Here is a 22,569-nt window from a genome sequence, read left to right on the forward strand (position 1 = left end):
AACCAGGCCTTTGATGCGGTATATAAAAATATATTCCCGCCTCGATTGTTCGTCAGGAGCGGGAATTTAAAAAGAACGTTTTCAAACCGCGTTATTTCAGGTTCTTCGCTACTACATAAACTTCCGCCGAAGAACTTCTCGAGGCTTCCGGTTTACGCACGGAGACTTTCTTAAAGGTCTTTTTGCAGGCCTCGATATACTGCGAGTAGCCGCTGCCCTGGAACACCTTGCAGACAAAGAAGCCGTTAGGCTTCAGATTCTCTTTGGCAAAGTCAAGCGCAAGCTCGTTCAAAAGCAGGCAGCGCGCAGCGTCGGCGGCGGCTACGCCGGAGAGATTCGGCGCCATATCCGAAAGCACCACGTCGACTTTTTCACCTTCAAGCAGTTCTGTGAGCTGATCCGCAACTTCCTGCTCTCTGAAGTCACCCTGCAGAAAATGCACGTCTTCGATCGGATCCATCGGCAGAATGTCCATTGCGATGACTTTTCCGTCGAGCCTGCCTTCTTTATCCGTCAGGCGCTCCTTCACAATCTGGGTCCATGAACCCGGCGCGGCGCCCAAATCAACGACAGACATTCCGGGTTTAATGATTTTGTCTTTATCATCGATCTCCATGAGCTTGTAAACCGAACGGGCTCTGTAGCCCTCCTGAACGCTGCGTTTTACAAACGGATCCGTGAGATGTCTTTTTATCCACGCTGGATTTGAGCGTAATTTCTTTTCTGAGACCGGCATAAGGTTAAACTCTTACAAAATTTATAAGGAGATTCATCAATCATGACACAATTAAAACTCTCAAGGGACGAGCGCATCGCACTTCGAGCCCAGGCGCATCACCTTGACCCGGTCGTCCTTCTCGGCTCCAACGGCCTGACAGACGCTGTCATTAAAGAAGTCGACCGCGAACTGAATGTTCACGGCCTCATCAAAGTTCGTGTTCCGAGCGACGACCGCGAAGAACGCGTCGCGATCTATGAAGAACTCGCGGAAAAACTCGGCGCCGCCAAAATCCAGCTGATCGGTAAGCTCTTTGTTCTTTATCGCCCGATTCCTGAAAAGGAGGAAGAAGACGAAGAGAAACCCGCTCCGATGGACCGTGTGCGCAAGACCGGCGCAAAAGCGCGCAACAATCGCAAACGTCTAACGGAAAAGATCAACAGCAAGAAGAGCGGCGCAAAGAACGCGCCCTGGGCCAAGACCCTTAAAAAGGGAAAGACCCCGAAGGGTCAGGTCAAAGCGGTCGGAGCCAAGGGCAAAGCGCTCGGCTCCCACATGAAAAACAAAGGCGTCCTCAAAGAAGAAGAGTAAACGCCCTAGCTCTCGCTTTAAATAAATTCAACGGCGATGATTTCGTACTCGCTCACGCCCTTCGGGGCCTGAACCTCTACGACATCGCCTTCATTTTTGCCGATCAGCGCACGCGCGATCGGGCTGGCGATGGAAATACGGCCAGCTTTCGTGTCGCTTTCGTCGGCACCAACGATCTGAAAGCGCTGACGGTCTCCTGTTTCCACATCCTCAATCGTCACAGTCGCGCTGAACACAACACGACCGTTGTTGGGCAGCGTCGTCGGATCAATCACCTGGAACTGCGAAATCTTGCTTTCGAGCTCCATGATTCGGCCTTCAATAAAGGCCTGAGATTCTCTGGCGGCATCGTATTCCGCATTTTCAGAGAGGTCCCCTTTTTCACGAGCTTCGGCAATCGCCTGAACAACAGCAGGACGATCCTGCGTCTTCAAACGATGAAGCTCATCTTTAAGCATTTTTGCCCCGCGGGCAGTAATTGGAATAGCCATCTTCTACAAAAAAAATCTAGGGCGGTCAAAACTAACCGCCCAAATACATTTAAGGATGCATAATGATAGCGCAACCGCTCCCTTCCCGCCGCTTCTTTGAAACCAAAAAGCGCTGTAAGAAAGCGGTCTTCTATCTGCTTACGCTAAAGAGGAGACGATAACCGCCTTGATCGTGTGCAGGCGGTTGCCGGCCTGATGGAACACGATGGAAGCGGGCGATTCAAACACCTCTTCCGTCACTTCAACACCGTTGGCAAGTTCCGGATGAGCCGCGATCACCGCTTCTCCGACCTTGGTCTCTGTGTTGTGATAAGCAGGCAGACAGTGCATGAATTTCACATCCGGATTGCCGGTCGCGTCCATCATGGCTTTGTTAACCTGATACGGCAGCAGCGCTTTGATGCGTTCATCCCAGACTTCTTTGGGTTCGCCCATGGAAACCCAGATGTCGGTATGAATGAAGTCAACACCCTTAACGGCCGCCTTCACGTCTTCCGTGATCAGCAGACGAGCACCGGAGTGCTTGGCAAATTCTTCACACATATCGATGAGTTCCTGGCTCGGCCAGTATTCTTTCGGTGCGGCGATACGAACATCCATACCCATCTTCGCGCCGACGAGCAGTAAAGAATTGCCGGTATTGAAGCGAGCGTCGCCGACATAAGCGTAAGAGATGTCTTTCCAGCGCTTGCCACAGCTTTCTTTCATCGTGAGCAGATCGCACAGCATCTGTGTCGGATGCCATTCGTCTGTCAGACCGTTAAAGACCGGAACGCCTGCGTATTCGTGCAGTTCTTCCACAGTTTCCTGTTTGTAGCCGCGGAATTCGATCGCGTCGTACATAGATCCGAGTACGCGGGCTGTATCCTTAATGCTTTCCTTGTGGCCGATCTGCGAGCTCTGCGGATCAAAGAAAGTGGTGTTGGCGCCCTGATCATAGGCAGCGACTTCAAAAGCGCTGCGGGTACGAGTGGAGGTCTTTTCGAAGATCAGAGCGATGCTCTTTCCCTGCAGATGCTGTACTTCAGTACCGGTCTGTTTTGCCTTTTTAAGATTTTCAGCAAGACTGACGAGATAATCGATTTCTTCAGCTGTGTGATTGACAAGGCTCAGAAGTGAGCGATTTTTAAGATTAAAAGGCATTTTGCTTTTCCTTTACTTCATAGAGCGCCCTTGCGGGCGCGTTTCAATAATTAACTGTGTTTAGCGTGCAGTTCCTGCTGGGCGTACACCTCGGTGTCGTCCATATGCTGAATGCCTTCTATGACCGCCAGCGCGTTTGCCATCGCCGTATAGAAAGTCACATGGTTGGCAAGGCTCGCGATACGGATTGCGGAGGCGTCGGCAATTTCCGAGCGGTTTTCGGCGGCAACAGCAATCACAAGATTGATATTGCCGTTCTTCAGTTCGTCTACCACGTTGGGACGACCCTCGGAAACCTTGTTGACGACTTCACACTTAAAGCCCGCTTCGCGGATCACTTTTGCGGTGCCACGTGTCGCGACAAGCTGGTAACCCGCATCGACGAACTGCTTGGCAAGCTGCGGCAGTCTCGGCTTGTCTTCATCCTTAACGGAAATAAAGACGCGGCCTTCTCTCGGAATCGCGGAGTCCGCGCCGATCTGGCTCTTAAAGAGCGCTTCGCCGAAGCTTCTGCCGACACCCATGACTTCACCTGTTGAACGCATTTCAGGTCCGAGGACCGGATCGACGCCCAAGAACTTGGCAAACGGGAAGACGGCTTCCTTAACGCTGTAGTGATCCAGATCCACTTCAACGGGCTGGCCCTGCTCTTCAAGACTTCTTCCTGCCATGCAGCGGGCCGCAATCTTAGCGAGCTGCTGACCGGTGGACTTGGAGACAAACGGAACGGTTCTCGAGGCTCTCGGGTTCACTTCCAGCACGAAGATTTCCGGATGATCCGTAAAGGCGTGCTGAATCGCAAACTGAACGTTCATCAGGCCGACCACGCCGAGCGCTTTGGCCATCAGGCGAGTCTGACGCTTGACCTCTTCCACAATCTGCGGATCAAGAGAATACGGAGGAATGGAGCAGGCGGAGTCGCCCGAATGGACGCCTGCCTGTTCAATGTGCTGCATCACGCCGCCGATACGAACTTCTTTGCCGTCGGAAACCGCGTCCACGTCCATTTCAACCGCATCATCAAGGAATCGATCGAGCAGAACCGGAGAGTCAAACGTTACTTTGATCGCTTCACGCATATAGCGCTCAAGCTCGCCTCTTTCATGCACGATATCCATCGCGCGGCCGCCAAGCACGTAGCTCGGACGGACCACTAACGGGTAGCCGATTTCTTCGGCTTTGCGAATCGCTTCCTCTTCGGTATGAGCGGTACGGTTGGGCGGCTGGTGCAGACCGAGATCCTGAAGCAGATGCTGGAATCTTTCACGGTCTTCTGCCGCATCAATGGAGTCCGGTGTTGTACCGATAATCGGCACGCCGTTGGCTTCGAGCGCGCGGGCAAGTTTCAGCGGAGTCTGGCCGCCGTACTGAACAATCACGCCTTCTGGTTTTTCCACATCGATGATTTCAAGTACATCTTCCAGCGTCACCGGCTCGAAATAGAGACGATCACTGGTGTCATAGTCCGTGGAAACGGTTTCCGGGTTGCAGTTCACCATGATGGTTTCGAAACCGTCTTCGCGCAGCGCCATGGAAGCATGCACGCAGCAGTAGTCAAATTCAATACCCTGACCGATGCGATTGGGGCCGCCGCCAAGCACAACGATCTTTCTGCGGTCGGTCGGATTCGCTTCGCTCTCCTCTTCATAGGTGGAGTACATGTAAGCGGTATCCGTGGGGAATTCTCCCGCGCAGGTGTCCACGCGCTTATAAACCGGACGAACTCCGAGTTTATGACGCAGTGTGCGTACGCCGTCTTCCGTCACGCGGAGCAGTTTTGCCAGACGTCTGTCGGAGAAACCTTTCTTCTTCAGATAAACAAGCTCTTCCTTGGTCAGTTCGGCAAATTCCATCTCCTTGAGGCGTCCTTCGATATCCACAAGTTCCTTGATCTGAACCAGGAACCACGGATCGATTTTTGTGACGCGATGGGCCTCTTTAACGGAGTAACCCAAACGGAAGGCATCCGCCAGGTACCAGAGACGGTCAGGACCGGGCTCACTGATTTCGTGATGAATCTGAGCCTTGTCCGTGCTGATCTCATTGAGACCGTCTTTACCGGTTTCAAGGCCGCGCAGCGCTTTCTGAAGGGCTTCCTGGAACGTTCTGCCGATCGCCATGACTTCGCCGACGGATTTCATCTGAGTCGTCAGACGCTTATCGGCTTTGGGGAATTTTTCAAAAGCAAAACGCGGAGCTTTAACAACCACGTAATCGATGGTCGGTTCAAATGAGGCCGGTGTCGCGCCGCCCGTGATTTCATTTCTCAATTCGTCAAGTGTATAGCCCACCGCAAGTTTCGCGGCGATCTTAGCGATCGGGAACCCGGTCGCTTTGGAGGCTAAAGCTGAAGAGCGGGACACGCGAGGATTCATCTCGATAACGACCAAACGGCCGTCCTTCGGGTTGACCGCAAACTGCACATTGGATCCGCCCGTATCAACACCGATCTCGCGCAAAATCGCGATCGAGGCGTCACGCATGACCTGATACTCTTTATCGGTCAGAGTCTGAGCCGGCGCCACGGTAATCGAATCACCGGTATGAACACCCATCGGATCCAGGTTTTCGATCGAGCAGACGATAATGCAGTTGTCTTTGCTGTCACGAACCACCTCCATCTCGTACTCTTTCCAGCCGAGCAGCGATTCTTCAATCAGCAGCTCATGCGTCGGAGAAAGTTCAAGACCTCGTGTGCAGATCTGGATAAATTCTTCCATGTTGTAGGCGATACCGCCGCCGGTTCCGCCGAGCGTGAAGCTCGGACGAATAATCGCGGGAAATCCGATCTTGACCTGCACTTTAAGAGCGTCGTCCAGCGAGTAAGCGATGCCGGATCGGGCGCTCGAAAGGCCGATCTTGTCCATCGCTTCCTTAAATTTCAGACGGTCTTCGGCCTTTTCTATCGCGGCGGGAGAAGCGCCGATTAGTTCGATTCCGTATTTTTCGAGTACCCCGTGCTTGGCAAGATCCATCGCGCAGTTCAGCGCGGTCTGGCCGCCCATGGTCGGCAGAATCGCATCAGGGCGTTCCTTAGCGATAATGCGTTCCACCACCTCGCGGGTAATCGGCTCAATATATGTCACATCGGCTGTCTGGGGGTCCGTCATAATCGTCGCGGGGTTGCTGTTGACGAGAATGACCTTATAGCCTTCCTCGCGAAGAGCCTTACAGGCCTGCGCGCCGGAATAGTCGAATTCGCAGGCCTGGCCGATGACAATAGGACCCGCTCCGATAATAAGAACGGATTTAATATCAGTGCGCTTAGGCATTTTCTTTTTCCTTAGATTCGGTTGATTCTGCAAGTCCGGCTTCAATGAGCTCGATCATGATGTGAATGAGCTTGATATGCAGCTCCTGCACACGATCGGCAAAGCGCCCGGCAGGCGTCACGATCGCCACATCCGCGAGTTCGCATATCGGGGTGCCGCTTTTTCCGGTGAGCGCGACCACACGCACACCGCGCGCCTTTGCAGCCTGAGCGGCTTTAACCACGTTTTTGCTTGTGCCGCTCGTTGTGATCGCAAGAAGAACATCGCCTTCTTTTCCTACCGCCTCAAGAAAGCGGGAGAACACATATTCGTATCCAAAATCATTGGCCACGCAGGACATATGTGAAGGATCGGCAAGCGACATCGCGGCGATCGCGGGCCGATCCTGGCGGAATCTGCCCGAAAGTTCCTCGGCAAAGTGCATTGCGTCGCAGAGCGAGCCGCCGTTGCCGCAGGACATGACTTTGCCGCCGTTTTTAAGCGAGGCGATCATCAGGTTCGCAGCCTGAGCGACGCGCTCGAGCGCTTCTTCGTTGGCAATCAGGTTATTGAGACCGGAGCGCGCTTCTTCAAGCGCAGCTTTTACTTGCTGAATTTGATCTTTCATAGACTTTTCTTAGCTTCCTGAATCTTGTCGAGGAAGTGGTTGAAGAGATCCTGAATATCGTGCGGTCCGGGGCTCGCTTCCGGGTGTCCCTGGAAGCAGAAAACCGGCGCGTCTGTCAGCTCGAAGCCCTGCAGAGAGCCGTCAAAAAGTGAGCGGTGCGTCACTTTCACGTTCTCGGGCAGTGTATCGGCGTCCACCATGAAGCCGTGGTTCTGGCTGGTGATATAGACACGCTTGGTTTCGAGATCAACGACCGGATGGTTCGCGCCGTGGTGACCGAACTTCATCTTGAGTGTTCGGCCGCCGCAGGCAAGACCCAGGATCTGGTGCCCGAGGCAGATGCCAAAGAGCGGAATGCGCGCGGCAATCGCTTTCTGAGCCACTTCAATCGCAAAATCGCACGGTTCGGGGTCTCCCGGACCGTTTGAAAGGAAAATACCGTCAGGATTGACTTCCATCGCTTCTTCAAATGTTGTCTTAGCCGGCACGACGACCACATGGACACCGCGATCGGCTAAAAGACGAAGGATGTTTTCCTTGATACCGAAATCCCATGCCACTACGGTGTAGGGATATTCCTCGGGCTGGAAGGAGCCGGGGCGGCCGTAGCCGTTATCCATGCGCCATGTTCCTTCGCCCCATTCGTAGCGGTAGGTGGTGCTGACCTGACTGGCGAGTTCCTGACCAACCATACGCGGCGCCTCAGCTGCCGCTTTGGCAGCCTCCGCGATCTGCGCTTCGGTGAGTTTGCCGCAAGCCGCAGCGACAATGCATCCGGGCTGAGCGCCCTTCGTTCTGAGAATTCGCGTCAGGCGTCTTGTGTCGACTTCGGCGATCGCCACAATGCCGTTCTGTTTGAGATATTCGCCGAGGCTTCGCTGGCTTCGCCAGTTGGAAACCACCGGGGATTCGCTGCGAATCACCAGTCCGGCGACATGAACATCGGAAGACTCGACGTCTTCCTGATTAACTCCGACATTACCAATGTGCGGATAAGTTAATGTAACTATTTGACCTGTATAAGAGGGATCTGTGAGGATTTCCTGGTAGCCGGTCATCGCTGTGTTAAAAACCACTTCTCCGACAGTCATGCCGGGAACTCCGACCGACCGGCCTATAAAAACAGCTCCGTCCGCAAGCACTAAGGCTGCTTCGGGTCGGGTGTCATCAATTAGTTTTGTTTTCACTATGACTCCGTATCACCATCGAGACGCCGTTTCGGTCCCGATCGCATTTGTTGAGATTGCGTCAGCCGAAGCTCATTCTCCGACTAAACTTTTTGATTATATCAATGCAATTTACGTGCCTTTATGCCTCTCAGTACTGTTTTTACGGAGTCTTCACCAAGGCTTTCCCGCATCCTTGAGAACGCACTCTAAGCAGTCCGGAGGTATCTCTTTGATTTCATCTGTGATAATCTGCTTAGATTAATTGCATTTTGGCTGACTATTCAGCGTATCTGAAGAACATAAAATCATGAAACAGGTTGACAAACTCTCATCCTTTACAACCATCGTCGCCGACACCGGCGACATCGCCTCCATCGCTAAGATTCAGCCTCAGGATGCGACCACTAATCCTTCTCTTATTCTCAAGGCGGCCAATGTCGCTGATTATCAGCCGCTTCTTAATGAGGCCGCGCTCAGCGCCGAATCTCTTGAAGACGCCGCCGACCGAGTGCTGGTCAATTTCGGCTCTGAGATTCTCAAGCATGTGAAGGGACGTGTTTCCACAGAGGTCGACGCCTCTTTGTCTTTTGACACCGAAAAGACCGTTGCGAAAGCGCGCCGCATTATCGCGCTCTATCAGGAAAAAGGCATCGGCAGAGGACGCGTACTTATTAAGATTGCTGCAACCTGGGAAGGCGTGCAGGCCGCCAAGGTTCTCGAAGAGGAAGGCATCCACTGCAACCTGACGCTGATTTTCTCGGCCGCTCAGGCTGAAATCGCAGCAAACGCCAAAGCGACTCTGATTTCGCCATTTGTCGGCCGCATCTATGACTGGTACAAGAAAAAAGCCGGCGAAAGCTGGGTTGAATCCGAAAACCGCGGCGTGAACGACCCCGGCGTCAAGAGCGTGACAAACATCTTCCATCTGCTTAAAGGCATGGGATCCGAGACTCAGATCATGGGCGCGAGCTTCCGCAATAAGGATCAGATCATCGCGCTCGCGGGCTGCGACTTGCTGACGATCTCTCCTGCGCTCATTCAGGAGCTCTCTGAGAGTGAAGAAGCGTTTGAGCCGCAGCTTGACAAAGCCAAGGTACAGCCGCTCTGCCGCAAACCGATGACCGAATCCCAATGGCGTCTCGCCATGTGTGAGGACGAAATGGCGTCCTTCAAACTTGACGAAGGTATCCGAGCTTTCATGAAAGACACCATGAAGCTCAAAGAAATTCTTCGCAGCCTTGAAGCTGCCCGCGGCAAAGCGTGGGCAAATTAAGACAGCGATGCTCGTATTGAGGAGACTGAATTGACAGAACAATCTCGGAAAGAACCGGCGAGCGGCTACGGCTCGCTGTTTCTGGTTTCCGCGCCGAGCGGAGCCGGCAAATCTTCGTTGGTCAACGCTCTGCTTGCTCAAATGCCCGACATCGCTTTATCGATTTCAACCACAACCCGCGCGCCGCGCCCGGGCGAAGTGAACGGGCGCGAATATCATTTTTCAACGGTTGAGGATTTCCTCGCCGCACGCGACAGAAACGAATTTTTAGAATGGGCCGAGGTTCACGGAAACTATTACGGCACTTCCCGCAAATGGATTGAAGACCGCATGCTCGCGGGCGGCGATGTGCTCCTGGAAATCGACTGGCAGGGCGCTCGCCAAGTGCGCAAGCATTTCCCGGAAGCGGTCAGCATCTTTATTCTCCCGCCCTCCATTCAGGCGCTGGAAGACCGCCTTCACAAGAGAGGTCAGGATTCCGAGACTACCATCACAAAACGCCTTTTGGGCGCGGGCGCAGAGATGGCTCATGCCTCAGAATTCAATTACGTTATAATTAATAGAGTTTTTGAAGACGCGCTGAAGGAATTCAGCGCCATCGTTACAGCCAGCCGACTGCGATTTGATAAGCAGGCGGCTCGTTGTCGTGATGTTTTTATCCAGTTGGGTATTCCCGGCTGAACATTGGATGAATTAAATGGCACGTATTACAGTTGAAGATTGCTTAAAGAAGATCCCGAACCGTTTCCAGATGGTTCTTGTGGCTTCCGTCCGCGCCCGTCAGCTTTCTCAGGGACATGCGCCCAAGATCGAATGCAAGGACAAGGCCAGTGTTGCGGCGCTGCGTGAAATCGCAGAAGGCGTAACAGGATTGGAGATGCTGAGTCAGATAAAATAAGGGTTTATCTGCATCGACGCCAAGGGTTCGGCAAGAGGCCGAACCCTTTTTTATTGGTCAATTGGTGCAGAATATAAGAAAACAACACTTCCAGCACAGGAGAGCAGCCCATGGATCAAACCGGCAAGCCGCAGCGACAGAGTGTCGCCAAGAGAGCTGCAAATTTATTTAAGTCAGCTGTCGGGCTTACTACAGAAGAAAAGCCGGCAGTTCAGAAGGAGGAGAAACCTGTTTCCGAAGCGCTCGTCGTCGAGAAACTGAGTCCGGTCGCTTCTGCAAACAAACTTGCTGAGCGCTGCCGTCTTTACCTTTCTACTGCCGACGTCAACAAAATCAGAGAAGCATTCCGCTATGCGGACGAGGCACACCTTGGTCAGTTCAGAAACTCAGGCGCCCCCTACATTACGCATCCGATCGCTGTCGCGGAAATTCTTGCTTCCTGGCATTTGGACGCACAGGCCATTGAAGCGGGCCTTATGCATGACGTTCTTGAAGATACCGGCATCACAAAAATCGAGATGAGCGAAAAATTCGGCGTTAAGGTCGCCGATCTCGTTGACGGTGTCTCAAAGCTCGACAAGCTCAAATTCTCTTCCAACGAAGAGGCCCAGGCGGAAAGTTTTCACAAGATGCTGCTCGCGATGTCCAGGGACGTCCGCGTCATTCTCATCAAGCTAGCGGACCGCCTGCACAACATGCGTACGCTCGGCGCGGTCAAGCCGCATAAGAAATTCCGCATCGCCAAAGAAACGATGGACATTTACGCGCCGATCGCAAGCCGACTCGGGCTGTACTCGGTCTACCGGGAACTCACCGACATGAGTTTCTCCTACATGTATCCGATTCGATACAAAGTTCTGGAGAAAAAAGTTGAGGATGCTCGGGCTCGTAAGAAAAATCAGCTTGATCAGATTTTCCATGAAACCAGCGACAAACTCGCCGAACGCAAGATCTCCGGCGAAGTCCAGGGCAAGAGCAAGGCACTCTGGCGCATTTACACCAAGATGAAAGAGCGCCACATCCACTTTAGCGAAGTGCTGGATGTGCATAGTTTCCGCGTACTGGTTTCAACTCGAGACGACTGCTATCGTGCGCTTGGCGTGATTCATGAACTCTTCAAGCCGGTTCCCGGCCGCGTCAAGGACTTTATCGCGATTCCGAAGGCGAACGGCTATCAGAGTCTGCACACCACGGTTATCGGTCCCGGCGGACTGATGGTGGAATTTCAGATCCGCACCGAGGAGATGCACCACATTTGTGAAGACGGCATCACCGCCCACTGGCTCTATCGAGACCGTTCCCAGGCCGAAGCACTTCAGCGCTCGACTACCAACTGGCTGAACAGTCTGTTGGAGATTCAGAAGCAGAGCGGAACTTCGCTTGAATTCATGGAGAACATCAAGGTCGACATCTTCCCCGACCGAGTCTATGTATTCTCTCCGCAGGGCAAAATTATTCAGCTGCCGAAGGGCGCGACCGCGGTTGACTTCGCCTATCAGATCCACTCGGATTTGGGCAACTGCTGCGTCGGCTGTGAAATCAACGGAGAAAGAGCGCCGCTCACTCAGCAGCTGAAGAACGGCGAGATGATCAACATCATCAAGGGCGACAAGCCCACTCCCAATCCTTCCTGGCTGAGCAGCGTCAGAACCGGCCGAGCCCGAGCCGAGATTCGTCAGTACATGCGCTCGCTCTCTGCTGAGGGCAAGATCGAACTTGGCCGAGAACTGATCGCGCGTCTTTCCAAGACACACCATCTGCCGATCTCTAAGGTTACGGATGAAGATTGGGAACGCGTCTGCAAGGCCAACGGTTTTGCTGATAAGAACGCGGTGCTCGAAGCAATCGGAAGCGGTCAGAAAGACAGTCTGCTGCTGGTGCATCAGCTCACTGCCCGTCATTCGCTGCGGAGCAAGGGCGAATCGCCCGAGCAAAGAGAGCTTGATCCGGTGCTGAATCTTAGGGGCAGAACCTGCAAACTTTCGCCCTGCTGCACTCCGGCGCGCGATGACGCGATTGTCGGTCACAATATTAAAGCGACCAACACCGTACACATCCATCGCAAGGACTGCTCACACGTTCAGAGAGGTCTGAGAAGCGATCCGGAAACCTGGTCGGATTTCCAATGGAATCCCCAGTATCACGAGGGCTTCCATATCAAGCTTGATATCGACATTACGGATATTCATTCGACACTGGAACAGATCACCGGCACGATCGCCAAGCAGGGATCGAGCGTTACCGGTTTCTCCATGTCGACTCCGAGTCCCGACAGTGCCAAAGTTGAGATCACGGTGCTGGTTAAAGACACGAATCATCTCTCCAAGATCATCAATGCGATTCGCGCCATTGAAACGGTTCGTGTTGTCAGCCGTCATCTTGAAGCCGATATCAACACAAAACCTGTGGATGTCGAAGCGGACGAATAATCTTTTCTTTCTTGAAAAAGGCCGCTGCCAATTTTGGCAAGCGGCCTTTTTTTGATTTCAGAATCGAGCCGAAACTGTGCGGGAGCCCTCCTTTAAGCACTTATCCGGCCGGATTTCCAGTCTTAGTACTGGTCAAAGTTCTTCTGGATTTCTTTCGGATCCTTTGTCTGAGTCAGAGAGAGCATCAGGAGAACACGAGCTTTCTGAGGATTCAGAGAGCCGGAAGAAACAAAGCCGTACTTCGCGTCATCAACTTCTGCGTCCTTAGTTGTGGAACCGGTCGGAACACGAGAAGAACGAACGATCGCGATGCCGTTCTTAGCCGCTTTCTCGATGATCGGGAAAGTGGACTGATGGAGGTTGCCGTTGCCGACACCGGCGGTCACAATACCGTCGTACTTGGCGTCTACCAGAGCCTGGGCCTGAACGCCTTCAACACCGGCGTGCTGATAAACGATGCCGACCTTCGGCAGTTTGTCGAGCTTGCTGACATCAAACGGAGTCTGTGTTGTGTGTTTTGTCACAGGAGCTGCGTCCCAAAGAACTTTGCCGTTGTGGATCGTAGCGAGCTGACCGGCATTCGGGCTTTGGAAGGTTTCTACACCGGTTGTGTTGGTCTTCATAACATCGCGGGCACCCAGAACTCGGTCATTCATCACAACCATCACGCCTTTGCCTTTAGCGGTAGGATCAGCAGCGACGGCAACCGCGTTGTAGAGATTGGCAGGACCGTCAGCGGAGAGGGCGTTGGAAGGACGCATCGCGCCAACGAGAACGATCGGCTTGTCGCACTTAGCGGTCAGGTTCAGGAAGTAAGCGGTTTCTTCCATCGTGTCTGTGCCGTGTGTAATTACAAAACCATCTTTTTTAGCGCATTCGGCATTAATTTTCTTAGCAAGTGTGAGCCAAACCTGATCGCTCATATCCTGTGAACCGATCTGAGCGACCTGTTCGCTGGAAACGTTTGCGACGTTCGCAAGTTCCGGAACGGCCTGAACCAGCGCATTGACACCGACTTTAGCTGCGGAGTAGCTGGTCTGATCAGCGGCCTTGGCCTGACCTGCGATCGTACCGCCTGTGGCGTAAACAGCAACTTCAGGCTGAGCGGCGGCAGCGGCCGCACAGACAGCGGCTAAAGATGCGGCGGCAATAGTTTTTAATAACATTGTGTTCTCCTCTAAACGATTGAATAATCAAAGCTTCTAAGTGGTCATAAGCTTCGTTTTCAACTAATACAAGAATTTGGTATTAGTACGGGTAATTGTAATTAATTCTTTCAAAAAGAATATCCCCGTTTTTAGTGTTTACCTTAGTAAATATAATGACAAGTAATTCTATTAATAGCGTATTTACGTTATATATTTATATTTTCTGCGCCATATTCCTAAGAATTTAGTTTTTCTTTTATTCAAAATTCAAACAAAACGGTCTGAAATCTCTTCGAACAGATTCCGTGCGCTACGCAATAAAGTGAAGCTTGCAGACAGAAAAAAAGCATGAGCGGCTTTTGGCCATTCATGCTCTTTTTGTGAATTTACACGAGTTAGAGTTTTTCGCTCTTACCGCCCTTAGGCTGCCATCTCATGTAATGATGCTCAGCAAGCGACACCGCCCAGTCAAGCACCAAAGCAAAGCCGGTCAGCACCAGAATACCCGCCATAACGGTATTGATATCGAAGGTACTTTCGGCCTGAAGAATAAGATAGCCGACACCGCTGGCAGAGCCTAAGTATTCGCCGACCACCGCACCAACGAAAGCCATACCGACGGAAGAATGCAGTGAAGAGAACACCCAGCTTGTCGCACTCGGAAGATAAACGTAGCGCAGAAGCTGACTCTTATTGGCGCCGAGCATTCTCGCGCTCGCCAAAACGTTCGGACTGACTTCACGCACGCCCTGATAAACGTTAAAGAACACAATGAAAAATACGAGCGTAATACCGAGCGCGACCTTAGAGCCAATGCCCAAGCCGAACCATACGCCGAAGATCGGGGCCAAAATCACGCGGGGCATCGAGTTCAGACCCTTGATATAGGGATCCGCAATCGCCGCGGCTGTGGGAGCAAGCGCAAGCCAAAGTCCGATGAAAAGGCCGGCAATGGTACCAAACGCAAACGCCAGAACGGTTTCTGTCAGCGTGACCCAAAGATTGGGATAGATTTCATAGTTTACGAAGAACCAATCCCAAATCACCTTAAAGATCTGAACAGGTTCGCCAAAGAAGAAAGCGGCCTGATTTTCATCCTCAAACATGAAGGGCGGAACAAGACCCGGCTTGGTCATCAGCCACCAGAAGAAGAAAATCGCAACTAAAAGAAACAGCTGACAAGTCACCAGCTTGGTACGAGACTGAAGAATGGTTGTATGTTTTGTCATTTTATTTCACCCTGTTTCTCATGTTCTCATAGCCCTTGAGCACTTCTTCTCTCAAGTCGGCCCAGATGGCGTTATGCAGTTCTATAAAGCGCGGCGTGACTCGAACTTCTGCCACATCACGCGGACGAGCGATGTCAATGTAGAACTCGCCGATCGGGTGAGAACCCGGGCCGGCCGAGAAGACGACGACTCGGTCGGAGATAGAGATCGCCTCATCAAGGTCGTGGGTAATAAAAAGTACCGCTTTTTTCTTCTGTGCCCAGAGTTCAAGCACTTCGTTTTCCATCAGCTGACGCGTCTGAATATCGAGCGCTGAGAACGGCTCATCCATCAAAATGATGTCCGGATCCATAATCAGCGTCTGAGCGAGCGCGACGCGCTTGCGCATACCGCCGGAGAGCTGATGCGGGTATCTGTTTTCAAAACCGCTCAAGCCCACACGGGAAAGCCAGTGCTTGGCCATCTCATGGCGTTCTTTCTCCGCAACTCCTTTGAACTGAAGGCCTGCGGAGACATTGTCAATCGCGGTTCTCCAGGGCATCAGGGCTTCGGCCTGAAACATGTAGCCTGCTCTTTTATTAAGGCTCTGCAGTTCTTCTCCGAAAACCTTGACCGTGCCTTTTGACGGGGAAAGCAGGCCTGCGGCCATATTCAAAATCGTTGATTTGCCGCAGCCGGTCGGACCGACTACGCTGACGAATTCTCCGTCGCCAATCGTCAGATTGACATCGCGGACTGCTGTGTAGTGCTTATTGTCATCAGAGACAAAACTGCAGGTTACGTCAGTAAATTCCAATGCGGGTTGAGTCATTTTATTCGTTCTTATCTAATAAACAGGACGGAGCTCGGAACCCGAGCTCCACATTCGCTATTTTATTTGCTGAGCGGATATTTTTTTAAGGCTTCGTCAACAAATTTATTGGTGTAGACGCGGCCGAGGTCAAGTTTGGCCGGATCAAGCTTGTCGTTCACCTTGCGGAGCACATCAAGAGAGATCTGGGCGCAGCCGTCGGGGAATCTTCCGTCCGGAGAAAGCGCGTCGCGATTGCCCTCAAATCCGGCGAGATACACTTCGCGGTTACCCATCAGGTAGGATTCCGGGACCACCTTGGCGACTTCTTCGGCGCTCGCTTTAGTCAGCCACTGATTGGCGCGAACCATCGCGTTTGTCAGCGCCTGAACCGTGTTCGGGTTCTTCTTCACAAAAGCTTCGGGAGCGTAAAGCGTTCCGGCAACCAGGTCGCCGTTAAAGATCTTTTCAGCCTCACTGACTTTACGGGTATCCACGGCCATTTCGGCGTCGCCGTTCTGCAGAAGAATTGTGACAACCGGGTCAAGGTTGATGAGCGCGTCGATCTGACCGCTGCGCAGTGCGGAAACCGCACCGGAAGAAGAGCCGACTCCGATGAACGCCACATCCTTAGGTCCGAGACCGCCTTGAGCAAGGATGTAAGTCAGAACCGCCTGAGAGGAAGAGCCGGGCGCAGTAACGCCGATCTTCTTGCCCTTCAAGTCGGAAATCTGCTTGTAATCCTTCATCTTTTTGTTCGAAACCAGAAGCGCCTGCTGAGGAGCTCTGCCCTGGAGCACAAAGGCAACCATCGGCTGATTCTTGGCCTGCATGGAAAGGGTGTGTTCAAAAGCACCGGAAACTACATCGGCACTGCCGCCAACAACCGCCTGAAGAGAGCGGGAGCCGCCCTGAAAGTCCACAACCTTGACATTGAGACCTTCGTCTTTGAAATAGTTGAGGCGCTCGGCAATAGTTAAGGGAAGATAGTAATAAAGGCTTTTACCGCCGACGGCGATGGTGACATCTGTTTTTTCCGGCGCTGCCTGAGCAAAGCTTGTCGGAGCGGCAATCATCGCTGCGGCCGCGAACGCGGCGGCGATGACAGTTCTGCGAGTAAAGGTGATCATTGTTTTCCCCATAAAAAAAGGCCCGTTTTGGATTACGGACCGTTCTTGTTTACTAAAACTTCTCTGAAACTTTTTTTGCTAATCAAAAACAGTCCGCTCACGCAAGTAGGCGCAGTCGCAGCAGGGGCAGGGCCAGGCCCAGAGCAAGACCGAGAAGAGAAACAGAGGCAAAAGAAACAGCAGTCGCCGGTTTTTTAACCGGGGCTGTCATATTTCGATGGCCTGGAAATGTATTCACTTTCTCTTCCGCTGATTAACGTTACAAAATAAGAATACCTTTTATCTTTGCTCTGCGCGAAAAATCGAATAAGTATTTTCCTTAATCTCGAAAGAAATTTTCAGAAAATCCGGTTTTATGAGAAAAGAATGCTGTTTAGAGTTCACGCACTCGACGATTGAGCATCGCCTGAGCGACGGTATTCACGTCGGTATACTCAAGCTCCGCACCGGCAGGAACGCCTTTAGCGATACGCGTTAAACGCAGCTGAGGATGATGTTTGGTCAGCAGATCCGTGATCGCGAGCGCAGTGGCCTCACCTTCAGCGGTAAAAGAAGTTGCGATAATGACTTCCTTCAAAGAGTCCTCTGCGGTTCTCTGAATCAGCTTGTCCAGTCCGATTTCGTGCGGACCGATGCCGTTGAGCGGAGAGAGCCTGCCCTGAAGTACGAAGTATCTGCCGTTATAAGAAAGACTCTGCTCAATGACCATCAGATCGGCGACGGTTTCAACGATGCAGAGCTGGCTGTCGTCACGATTGGGTGACGAGCAGAAAATGCAGAGATCCTTATCCGTAAGACTGTTGCATCTCGGACATTTATGAACGCAGTCGACTGCCTCGAGCAAAGCCCTGCCCAATCGAGTCGCGTCGGATCTATCTCCGCTGAGAAGCTGATAACTAATGCGCTGAGCCGCTCTCGGTCCGATACCGGGGAGCCGCTTCAGCGCATCGATCAGCTCAGATATAGCACCTGGCTGTTCCATTCAATTAGAACGGCAGTTTCATGCCGCCGGTTGCCTTGCTGATCTTCTTGTTGGTTTCTGCTTCAACCTGCTTATTGGCATCATTGATAGCGACAAGCAGCAGGTCCTGAAGTGTTTCCACATCGCCGTCTGCGCCGACCAGACTTTCATCAATCAAAACGCTACGGCAGACGTTTTTGCAGGTCATTGTGACTTTGACCATACCGTTGCCGGCTTCACCGGTCACTTCGATGGTTTCAAGCTCTTTCTGAGCTTTCTGAATGTTCATCTGCATGAGCTGAGCCTGTTTCATCATCTGGCCCATCTGGCCCATTCCGCCAAAACCTTTCATTTATCTATCCTTTTTAAAAAGTTAATTCTTTCTGACCTGTCCGTTCTCATCGAGAAGCTCGAGATCATCAGCAGTCGCCTGAAAACCAAACAGCTCCTGAGCCTTCTTCACGAGCGGTTCGTTCTTAACCGAAGCGAACGCCGCCCGCTTTTCGTCTCTCAGTTTCTGCGCCCAAAGCATGCGCAGATTCTGTCCGCTGCTGCGGGCCACTGAAACGGAAAGTGTAAAACTATCGCCGAAACGCTCCCGCAATTTCGCGGTAAGTTTATCAACCATATTCCGATCTGTCAGTTTCTCCAGATCCACCTTGAGTTCCATGTGATTGTTCTCAAAGCTGACAAGTTCGGCGCTCGTCACCAGCGGCTGAGCAGAATCTTCCAGCTGAATTGCTTCTGCCGCCTCAAGCCAAGGATTCATTTGAATCGGCTCCTCTGGGATGACTTCACGCTTTTCTTCTTCACGTGCTCTGCGAGGCAGGGACTTCAGAGCTGACGGGACGTCCGAAAAACTGATGTCGTCCATTGCGGGCGGAAAATCCGGAGCCGAGACGTCATCAAAAGGAAAAGGACTGCTCCCGACGGGGTCAGCCGCTACTAAATCATCGTAGTTCAGATCTGAATCCGTCGGAGTCCACGCCGCTCCGTCATCATTTCCCCAGTCCGATTCGTTCGGGACGGCTGCCGGCGCCGCAGGAGCAGGAACCGCTGCGACCCTCTTATCCGTCGCATCGGGTGCGGACGCTTCTTTCACAGCCGCTTTTTTCTGCGCCGGTGCTCGAGCTGCGAGAATTCCTTCGACATAAACAACTTCGCGCTTTTCTGACATGTCCCACGGAGGCAGATCTCCCTGAGGGATCATCGATGCGGGCGCTTCTGCCTTCTGAGGTTTCGGATCTGAAACGACAGGAGAAACTGCAGACTCCGCTGCAGCCGGCTGAACGTTTGTTTTAGCCGGCGGTTCAGCCTTCGCCGGCTCAGATTTTGGGAGCGGAGCCGCAGCCGCTTGCTTTTCCGTGATCGGAGCCGGTATCGCCGGAACTTTATTGCCTTCAAACGGTGCAAAGGCGAGCATGCGCAGAATCGCCATCGTAAAGCCCGCGTACTCGTCCGGCGCCAAATGCATTTCGTTGCGGCCGTGAATCGCGATCTGATAAAAAAGCTGGACTTCGCTTGGAGAGAATGCCTGTGCGAGTTTCGCCAAATCCGCCGCATCCGGCTCTTCCGGATTGAGGGTATCGGGCAGCTGCTGCGCCATTGCGATCTGATGCAGAAGCACTGCCAAATCTTTCATGGCCTGGTTATAAGAAAGGCTTCGCGCGCCGATCTCATCAGCGACCGCCATAATGGATTTAGCATCGTGATTGGCAAGCGCGCCAAGCAGGCGAACCAAAGTTGTGGAGTCGACGGTACCGAGCATTTCGCGCACCGAATCCAGCGTCAGATTGCCGGCGCTGTAGGCGATCGCCTGATCCAAAAGTGAAAGTCCGTCACGCATGGAACCGCGGGCTCCGTTCGCAAGAAGTCGCAGCGCGGGCTTTTCAAATGAGACGCCCTCTTTCACCAGAAGTTCAGCCATGTGATCGGAAATCAGCTGCGGAGAAAGACTTTTCAGATTGAACTGCAGACAGCGGGAAAGCACCGTAACGGGAACCTTCTGCGGATCTGTTGTCGCCAAAATAAATTTCACGTATTCCGGAGGCTCCTCGAGCGTTTTCAGCATGGCGTTGAACGCCGCGCTCGTCAGCTGGTGCACTTCGTCGATCATATAGACCTTGAAGCGGCCGCTGGTCGGAACATATTTCGCTCTTTCGAGCAGTGAGACCATGTCGTCGATGCCGCGGGTACTTGCCGCGTCCATTTCAATGTAATCAACGAAGCGGTCTTCATCGATCGCGCGGCAGGCTTCGCACTTTCCGCAGGGCTCGGCGGTGATTCCGCCTTTGCCGTCTTCCCCGACGCAGTTCAGACACTTGGCTAGAATACGGGAGATCGTCGTTTTGCCGACGCCTCGAGTGCCCGTGAATAAATAAGCGTGATGGAGTCGATTCTCAGTCAGCGCATGAGTCAGAGCCCGAACGACGTGGTCCTGCCCAAGCAGTGACGAGAAATCATGAGGACGCCATTTACGCGCCAGTACCTGATATGACATGAAGAATCTCCGACAAGGCTGTAAGAGTGCCTTTCTCCTGAAGAAAATTATATTAAGGCAAGCTGTCCGATTTTAGGATAATCGGCATCAACGGTCACTTCGGAAAACAAAAAGAAAAAGCGAACCACACCTCGGCACTACTTCCTCCGCTATGGCTGCTTCGTTCCCGACCTGACCAGATTCACGGTTTCCATATGCGAGGGGGCTCGCAGGCAGAATTATATATGAACAGACAAAAATAGGAAGCGGCTCTTAACAATTGGATACCGCTCGGCGTAAAATCCAGTTCTATTCAATATCATGCAGTATGCAAACTGTGTATAGTTACATGAATCCCAACAGAATCCCCTTTTGGGGAATACCCGGCGGCTCCTATTTGCCTCGGTGTTAGTATTTTCCCTGTTGGGCTCCGACAGAGTTCTCTGTCAGAGCATTCCAATTTTGATAGGAGATTTAAAAAAATGGCTTTGAAAAATGTGACGGACGCGTCCTTTGTTGATGATGTTCTCAATCAGAAAGGCGTCGTTGTTGTCGATTTCTGGGCCCCCTGGTGCGGTCCCTGCCGCATGCTTGGGCCGGTTCTGGAAAAGGCCGCAGAATCGCTGCCGGAAGGCGTTCAGATCGTAAAGTACAACGTTGACGAAAGTCAGAGCGTTGCTCAGCAGCTGAACGTTCGCGGAGTGCCGACACTGGCTGTCTACAAAGACGGCGAGCTTCAGGCTCAGCAGGCCGGCGTTATGAACACTGCTCAGTTCGCAGCGTTCCTTCAGAAGTTTATCGGCTAATTGTTCGAATCGTCTCGGTCGGCTCCGACCGAGACTTCCCACCTCTCTTTTTCTCCCTCCCTATTATTTAATTAAGCCCAATCGGTGAAGCATTTTTGCTATTAATCTCCCGATTGTCGATATTTCTTATGCATCTTTCCGATCTAAAGTCTAAGCACGTTTCCGAGCTGCTGGATATCGCACTCGAACTCGACGTAGAAAACGCAAGCCGCCTGCGCAAGCAAGAACTGATGTTCGCCATTCTTAAAAAGCGCGCGAAAGCGGGCGAACAGATTTTCGGTGACGGTACGCTGGAAATTCTTCCTGACGGTTTCGGTTTCCTTCGCTCTCCGGTGTCTTCATATTTAGCCAGCACGGAAGATATTTATATTTCCCCTTCACAGATTCGCCGCTTTAATCTTCATACCGGCGATACCGTTGAAGGCGAAGTCCGCATTCCTAAGGACGGAGAACGTTATTTCGCGCTTGTCAAAGTGGATAAGGTCAACGGCCTGCCTCCCGAAGCGCTCAAACACAGAATTCTTTTTGAGAACCTCACACCGCTCTTCCCCGATCAGATGCTCAAGCTCGAACGCGACATCTCTTCGGAAGAAAACCTGACCGGCCGACTGATTGACATCATCGCCCCGATCGGCAAAGGACAGCGCGCCCTTTTGGTCGCTTCTCCGAAATCCGGTAAGACGGTTCTCATGCAGCACATCGCGCATGCGATTACCGCCAATCATCCCGATGTCATTCTGATGGTGCTCCTCATCGACGAGCGTCCTGAAGAAGTGACCGAAATGGAACGCTCCGTCAAAGGCGAGGTCATCGCCTCCACCTTCGATGAACCGGCAACTCGCCACGTTCAGGTTGCCGAAATGGTGATCGAAAAAGCCAAACGCCTTGCTGAAAGCAAGAAAGACGTTGTCATTCTGCTTGACTCCATTACACGTTTGGCCCGCGCCTACAACACCGTTGTTCCTGCCTCCGGCAAAGTCCTAACAGGCGGTGTGGACTCCAATGCGCTTCAGCGCCCGAAACGCATCCTCGGCGCCGCGCGTAATCTTGAAGAAGGCGGCTCACTCACCATTATCGGTACAGCTCTCGTCGAAACGGGCAGCCGTATGGACGACGTCATCTATGAAGAATTCAAAGGCACCGGCAACATGGAAATCCATCTTGACCGCCGTCTTGCTGAAAAACGTGTCTACCCGGCCATCAACGTGGCCAAGAGCGGCACACGACGCGAAGATCTGCTGCTTGATCCGAAGACACTTCAGATGATTTGGGTCCTGAGAAAATTCCTCTACGACATGGACGAAATCCAGGCGATGGAATTCCTCCTCGACAAGATGAAACCCACGAAGAACAACGCAGAATTCTTCGAAATGATGAGACGCTAACCGTCCCCGGACATCAGCCGGCTTCAGAAGAAGCCGGTTTCTTCTTAATC

The 22,569-nt window shown here is 52.5% G+C and carries 21 protein-coding genes and 1 other RNA gene; 7 read left to right on the forward strand and 15 right to left on the reverse strand.

The window, feature by feature from the left end:
* Positions 1-91 precede the first annotated feature (91 nt).
* A complete protein-coding gene (locus tag E5987_RS02025) occupies positions 92-736 on the reverse strand; it encodes an RlmE family RNA methyltransferase (protein WP_160334421.1) in 645 nt (214 codons plus the stop codon).
* A gap of 42 nt (positions 737-778) precedes the next feature.
* Here E5987_RS02025 and yhbY point away from each other — a divergent pair, with 42 nt between their 5' ends.
* On the forward strand, positions 779-1,309 hold the full coding sequence (yhbY, locus tag E5987_RS02030; protein WP_160334422.1) for a ribosome assembly RNA-binding protein YhbY: 531 nt from the start codon (positions 779-781) through the stop codon (positions 1,307-1,309).
* A gap of 17 nt (positions 1,310-1,326) precedes the next feature.
* On the opposite strand, the gene greA is transcribed toward yhbY, so the two are convergent.
* From greA to carA, 5 genes are all read right to left on the reverse strand, one after another.
* Complete coding sequence (gene greA / locus E5987_RS02035; RefSeq protein WP_160334423.1) at positions 1,327-1,800, reverse strand: transcription elongation factor GreA; 474 nt, start codon at positions 1,798-1,800, stop codon at positions 1,327-1,329.
* 138 nt (positions 1,801-1,938) lie between these two features.
* Positions 1,939-2,943, reverse strand: coding sequence for an ornithine carbamoyltransferase (locus E5987_RS02040; protein ID WP_160334424.1), 1,005 nt, complete (start codon positions 2,941-2,943; stop codon positions 1,939-1,941).
* Positions 2,944-2,993: 50 nt separating this feature from the next.
* A complete protein-coding gene (carB, locus tag E5987_RS02045) occupies positions 2,994-6,215 on the reverse strand; it encodes a carbamoyl-phosphate synthase large subunit (protein ID WP_160334425.1) in 3,222 nt (1,073 codons plus the stop codon).
* Positions 6,208-6,822 carry a D-sedoheptulose 7-phosphate isomerase gene (gene gmhA, locus E5987_RS02050; protein WP_160334426.1) on the reverse strand — a complete coding sequence of 205 codons (615 nt, stop codon included), beginning with the start codon at positions 6,820-6,822 and terminating at the stop codon, positions 6,208-6,210. The genes carB and gmhA overlap by 8 nt, the downstream gene beginning before the upstream one ends.
* Positions 6,819-8,009, reverse strand: coding sequence for a glutamine-hydrolyzing carbamoyl-phosphate synthase small subunit (carA, locus tag E5987_RS02055; protein WP_160334427.1), 1,191 nt, complete (start codon positions 8,007-8,009; stop codon positions 6,819-6,821). Before carA ends, gmhA begins: the two co-directional genes overlap by 4 nt.
* 286 nt (positions 8,010-8,295) lie before the next feature.
* Here carA and tal point away from each other — a divergent pair, with 286 nt between their 5' ends.
* The 4 genes from tal to E5987_RS02075 all read left to right on the forward strand — a co-directional run bounded on the left by tal (position 8,296) and on the right by E5987_RS02075 (position 12,591).
* The gene (tal, locus tag E5987_RS02060) at positions 8,296-9,264 is read left to right on the forward strand and encodes a transaldolase (RefSeq protein ID WP_288319267.1); all 969 of its coding nucleotides are present in this window, start codon (positions 8,296-8,298) and stop codon (positions 9,262-9,264) included.
* A gap of 30 nt (positions 9,265-9,294) precedes the next feature.
* Positions 9,295-9,945: a guanylate kinase gene (gene gmk / locus E5987_RS02065; protein WP_160334429.1), complete on the forward strand. Its 651-nt coding sequence runs from the start codon at positions 9,295-9,297 to the stop codon at positions 9,943-9,945.
* A 16-nt stretch (positions 9,946-9,961) separates the two neighbouring features.
* Positions 9,962-10,162 carry a DNA-directed RNA polymerase subunit omega gene (gene rpoZ / locus E5987_RS02070; protein WP_160334430.1) on the forward strand — a complete coding sequence of 67 codons (201 nt, stop codon included), beginning with the start codon at positions 9,962-9,964 and terminating at the stop codon, positions 10,160-10,162.
* A gap of 110 nt (positions 10,163-10,272) precedes the next feature.
* Complete coding sequence (locus E5987_RS02075; RefSeq protein ID WP_160334431.1) at positions 10,273-12,591, forward strand: RelA/SpoT family protein; 2,319 nt, start codon at positions 10,273-10,275, stop codon at positions 12,589-12,591.
* Positions 12,592-12,713: 122 nt separating this feature from the next.
* Here E5987_RS02075 and ansB read toward each other — a convergent pair whose 3' ends face one another.
* The 9 genes from ansB to ffs all read right to left on the reverse strand — a co-directional run bounded on the left by ansB (position 12,714) and on the right by ffs (position 20,560).
* A complete protein-coding gene (ansB, locus tag E5987_RS02080; RefSeq protein WP_160334432.1) occupies positions 12,714-13,757 on the reverse strand; it encodes an L-asparaginase 2 in 1,044 nt (347 codons plus the stop codon).
* 377 nt (positions 13,758-14,134) lie between these two features.
* Positions 14,135-14,968 carry an ABC transporter permease gene (locus tag E5987_RS02085; RefSeq protein ID WP_160334433.1) on the reverse strand — a complete coding sequence of 278 codons (834 nt, stop codon included), beginning with the start codon at positions 14,966-14,968 and terminating at the stop codon, positions 14,135-14,137.
* Position 14,969: 1 nt separating this feature from the next.
* The gene (locus E5987_RS02090; RefSeq protein WP_160334434.1) at positions 14,970-15,779 is read right to left on the reverse strand and encodes an ABC transporter ATP-binding protein; all 810 of its coding nucleotides are present in this window, start codon (positions 15,777-15,779) and stop codon (positions 14,970-14,972) included.
* A gap of 62 nt (positions 15,780-15,841) precedes the next feature.
* Complete coding sequence (locus E5987_RS02095) at positions 15,842-16,888, reverse strand: ABC transporter substrate-binding protein (RefSeq protein WP_160334435.1); 1,047 nt, start codon at positions 16,886-16,888, stop codon at positions 15,842-15,844.
* A gap of 97 nt (positions 16,889-16,985) precedes the next feature.
* Positions 16,986-17,126 carry a hypothetical protein gene (locus E5987_RS02100; protein WP_160334436.1) on the reverse strand — a complete coding sequence of 47 codons (141 nt, stop codon included), beginning with the start codon at positions 17,124-17,126 and terminating at the stop codon, positions 16,986-16,988.
* A gap of 135 nt (positions 17,127-17,261) precedes the next feature.
* Entirely contained in the window at positions 17,262-17,870 is a 609-nt protein-coding gene (gene recR / locus E5987_RS02105; protein ID WP_160334437.1) for a recombination mediator RecR, read from the reverse strand.
* A gap of 4 nt (positions 17,871-17,874) precedes the next feature.
* Positions 17,875-18,183: a YbaB/EbfC family nucleoid-associated protein gene (locus E5987_RS02110; RefSeq protein ID WP_304879052.1), complete on the reverse strand. Its 309-nt coding sequence runs from the start codon at positions 18,181-18,183 to the stop codon at positions 17,875-17,877.
* A gap of 39 nt (positions 18,184-18,222) precedes the next feature.
* Positions 18,223-20,349 (reverse strand): DNA polymerase III subunit gamma/tau, encoded by a 2,127-nt coding sequence (gene dnaX / locus E5987_RS02115; protein WP_160334439.1) that lies wholly within the window; start codon positions 20,347-20,349, stop codon positions 18,223-18,225.
* Between the two features lie 115 nt (positions 20,350-20,464).
* An RNA gene (gene ffs, locus E5987_RS02120) (signal recognition particle sRNA small type) lies at positions 20,465-20,560 on the reverse strand.
* A 250-nt stretch (positions 20,561-20,810) separates the two neighbouring features.
* Here ffs and trxA point away from each other — a divergent pair.
* Both trxA and rho read left to right on the forward strand, forming a co-directional pair.
* Positions 20,811-21,134 (forward strand): thioredoxin, encoded by a 324-nt coding sequence (gene trxA, locus E5987_RS02125; RefSeq protein ID WP_160334440.1) that lies wholly within the window; start codon positions 20,811-20,813, stop codon positions 21,132-21,134.
* Between the two features lie 128 nt (positions 21,135-21,262).
* The gene (gene rho, locus E5987_RS02130; protein ID WP_160334441.1) at positions 21,263-22,519 is read left to right on the forward strand and encodes a transcription termination factor Rho; all 1,257 of its coding nucleotides are present in this window, start codon (positions 21,263-21,265) and stop codon (positions 22,517-22,519) included.
* Positions 22,520-22,569: the final 50 nt, after the last annotated feature.

The sequence above is a fragment of the Parasutterella muris genome (assembly GCF_009767915.1).
Classification (GTDB): domain Bacteria; phylum Pseudomonadota; class Gammaproteobacteria; order Burkholderiales; family Burkholderiaceae_F; genus Parasutterella; species Parasutterella muris.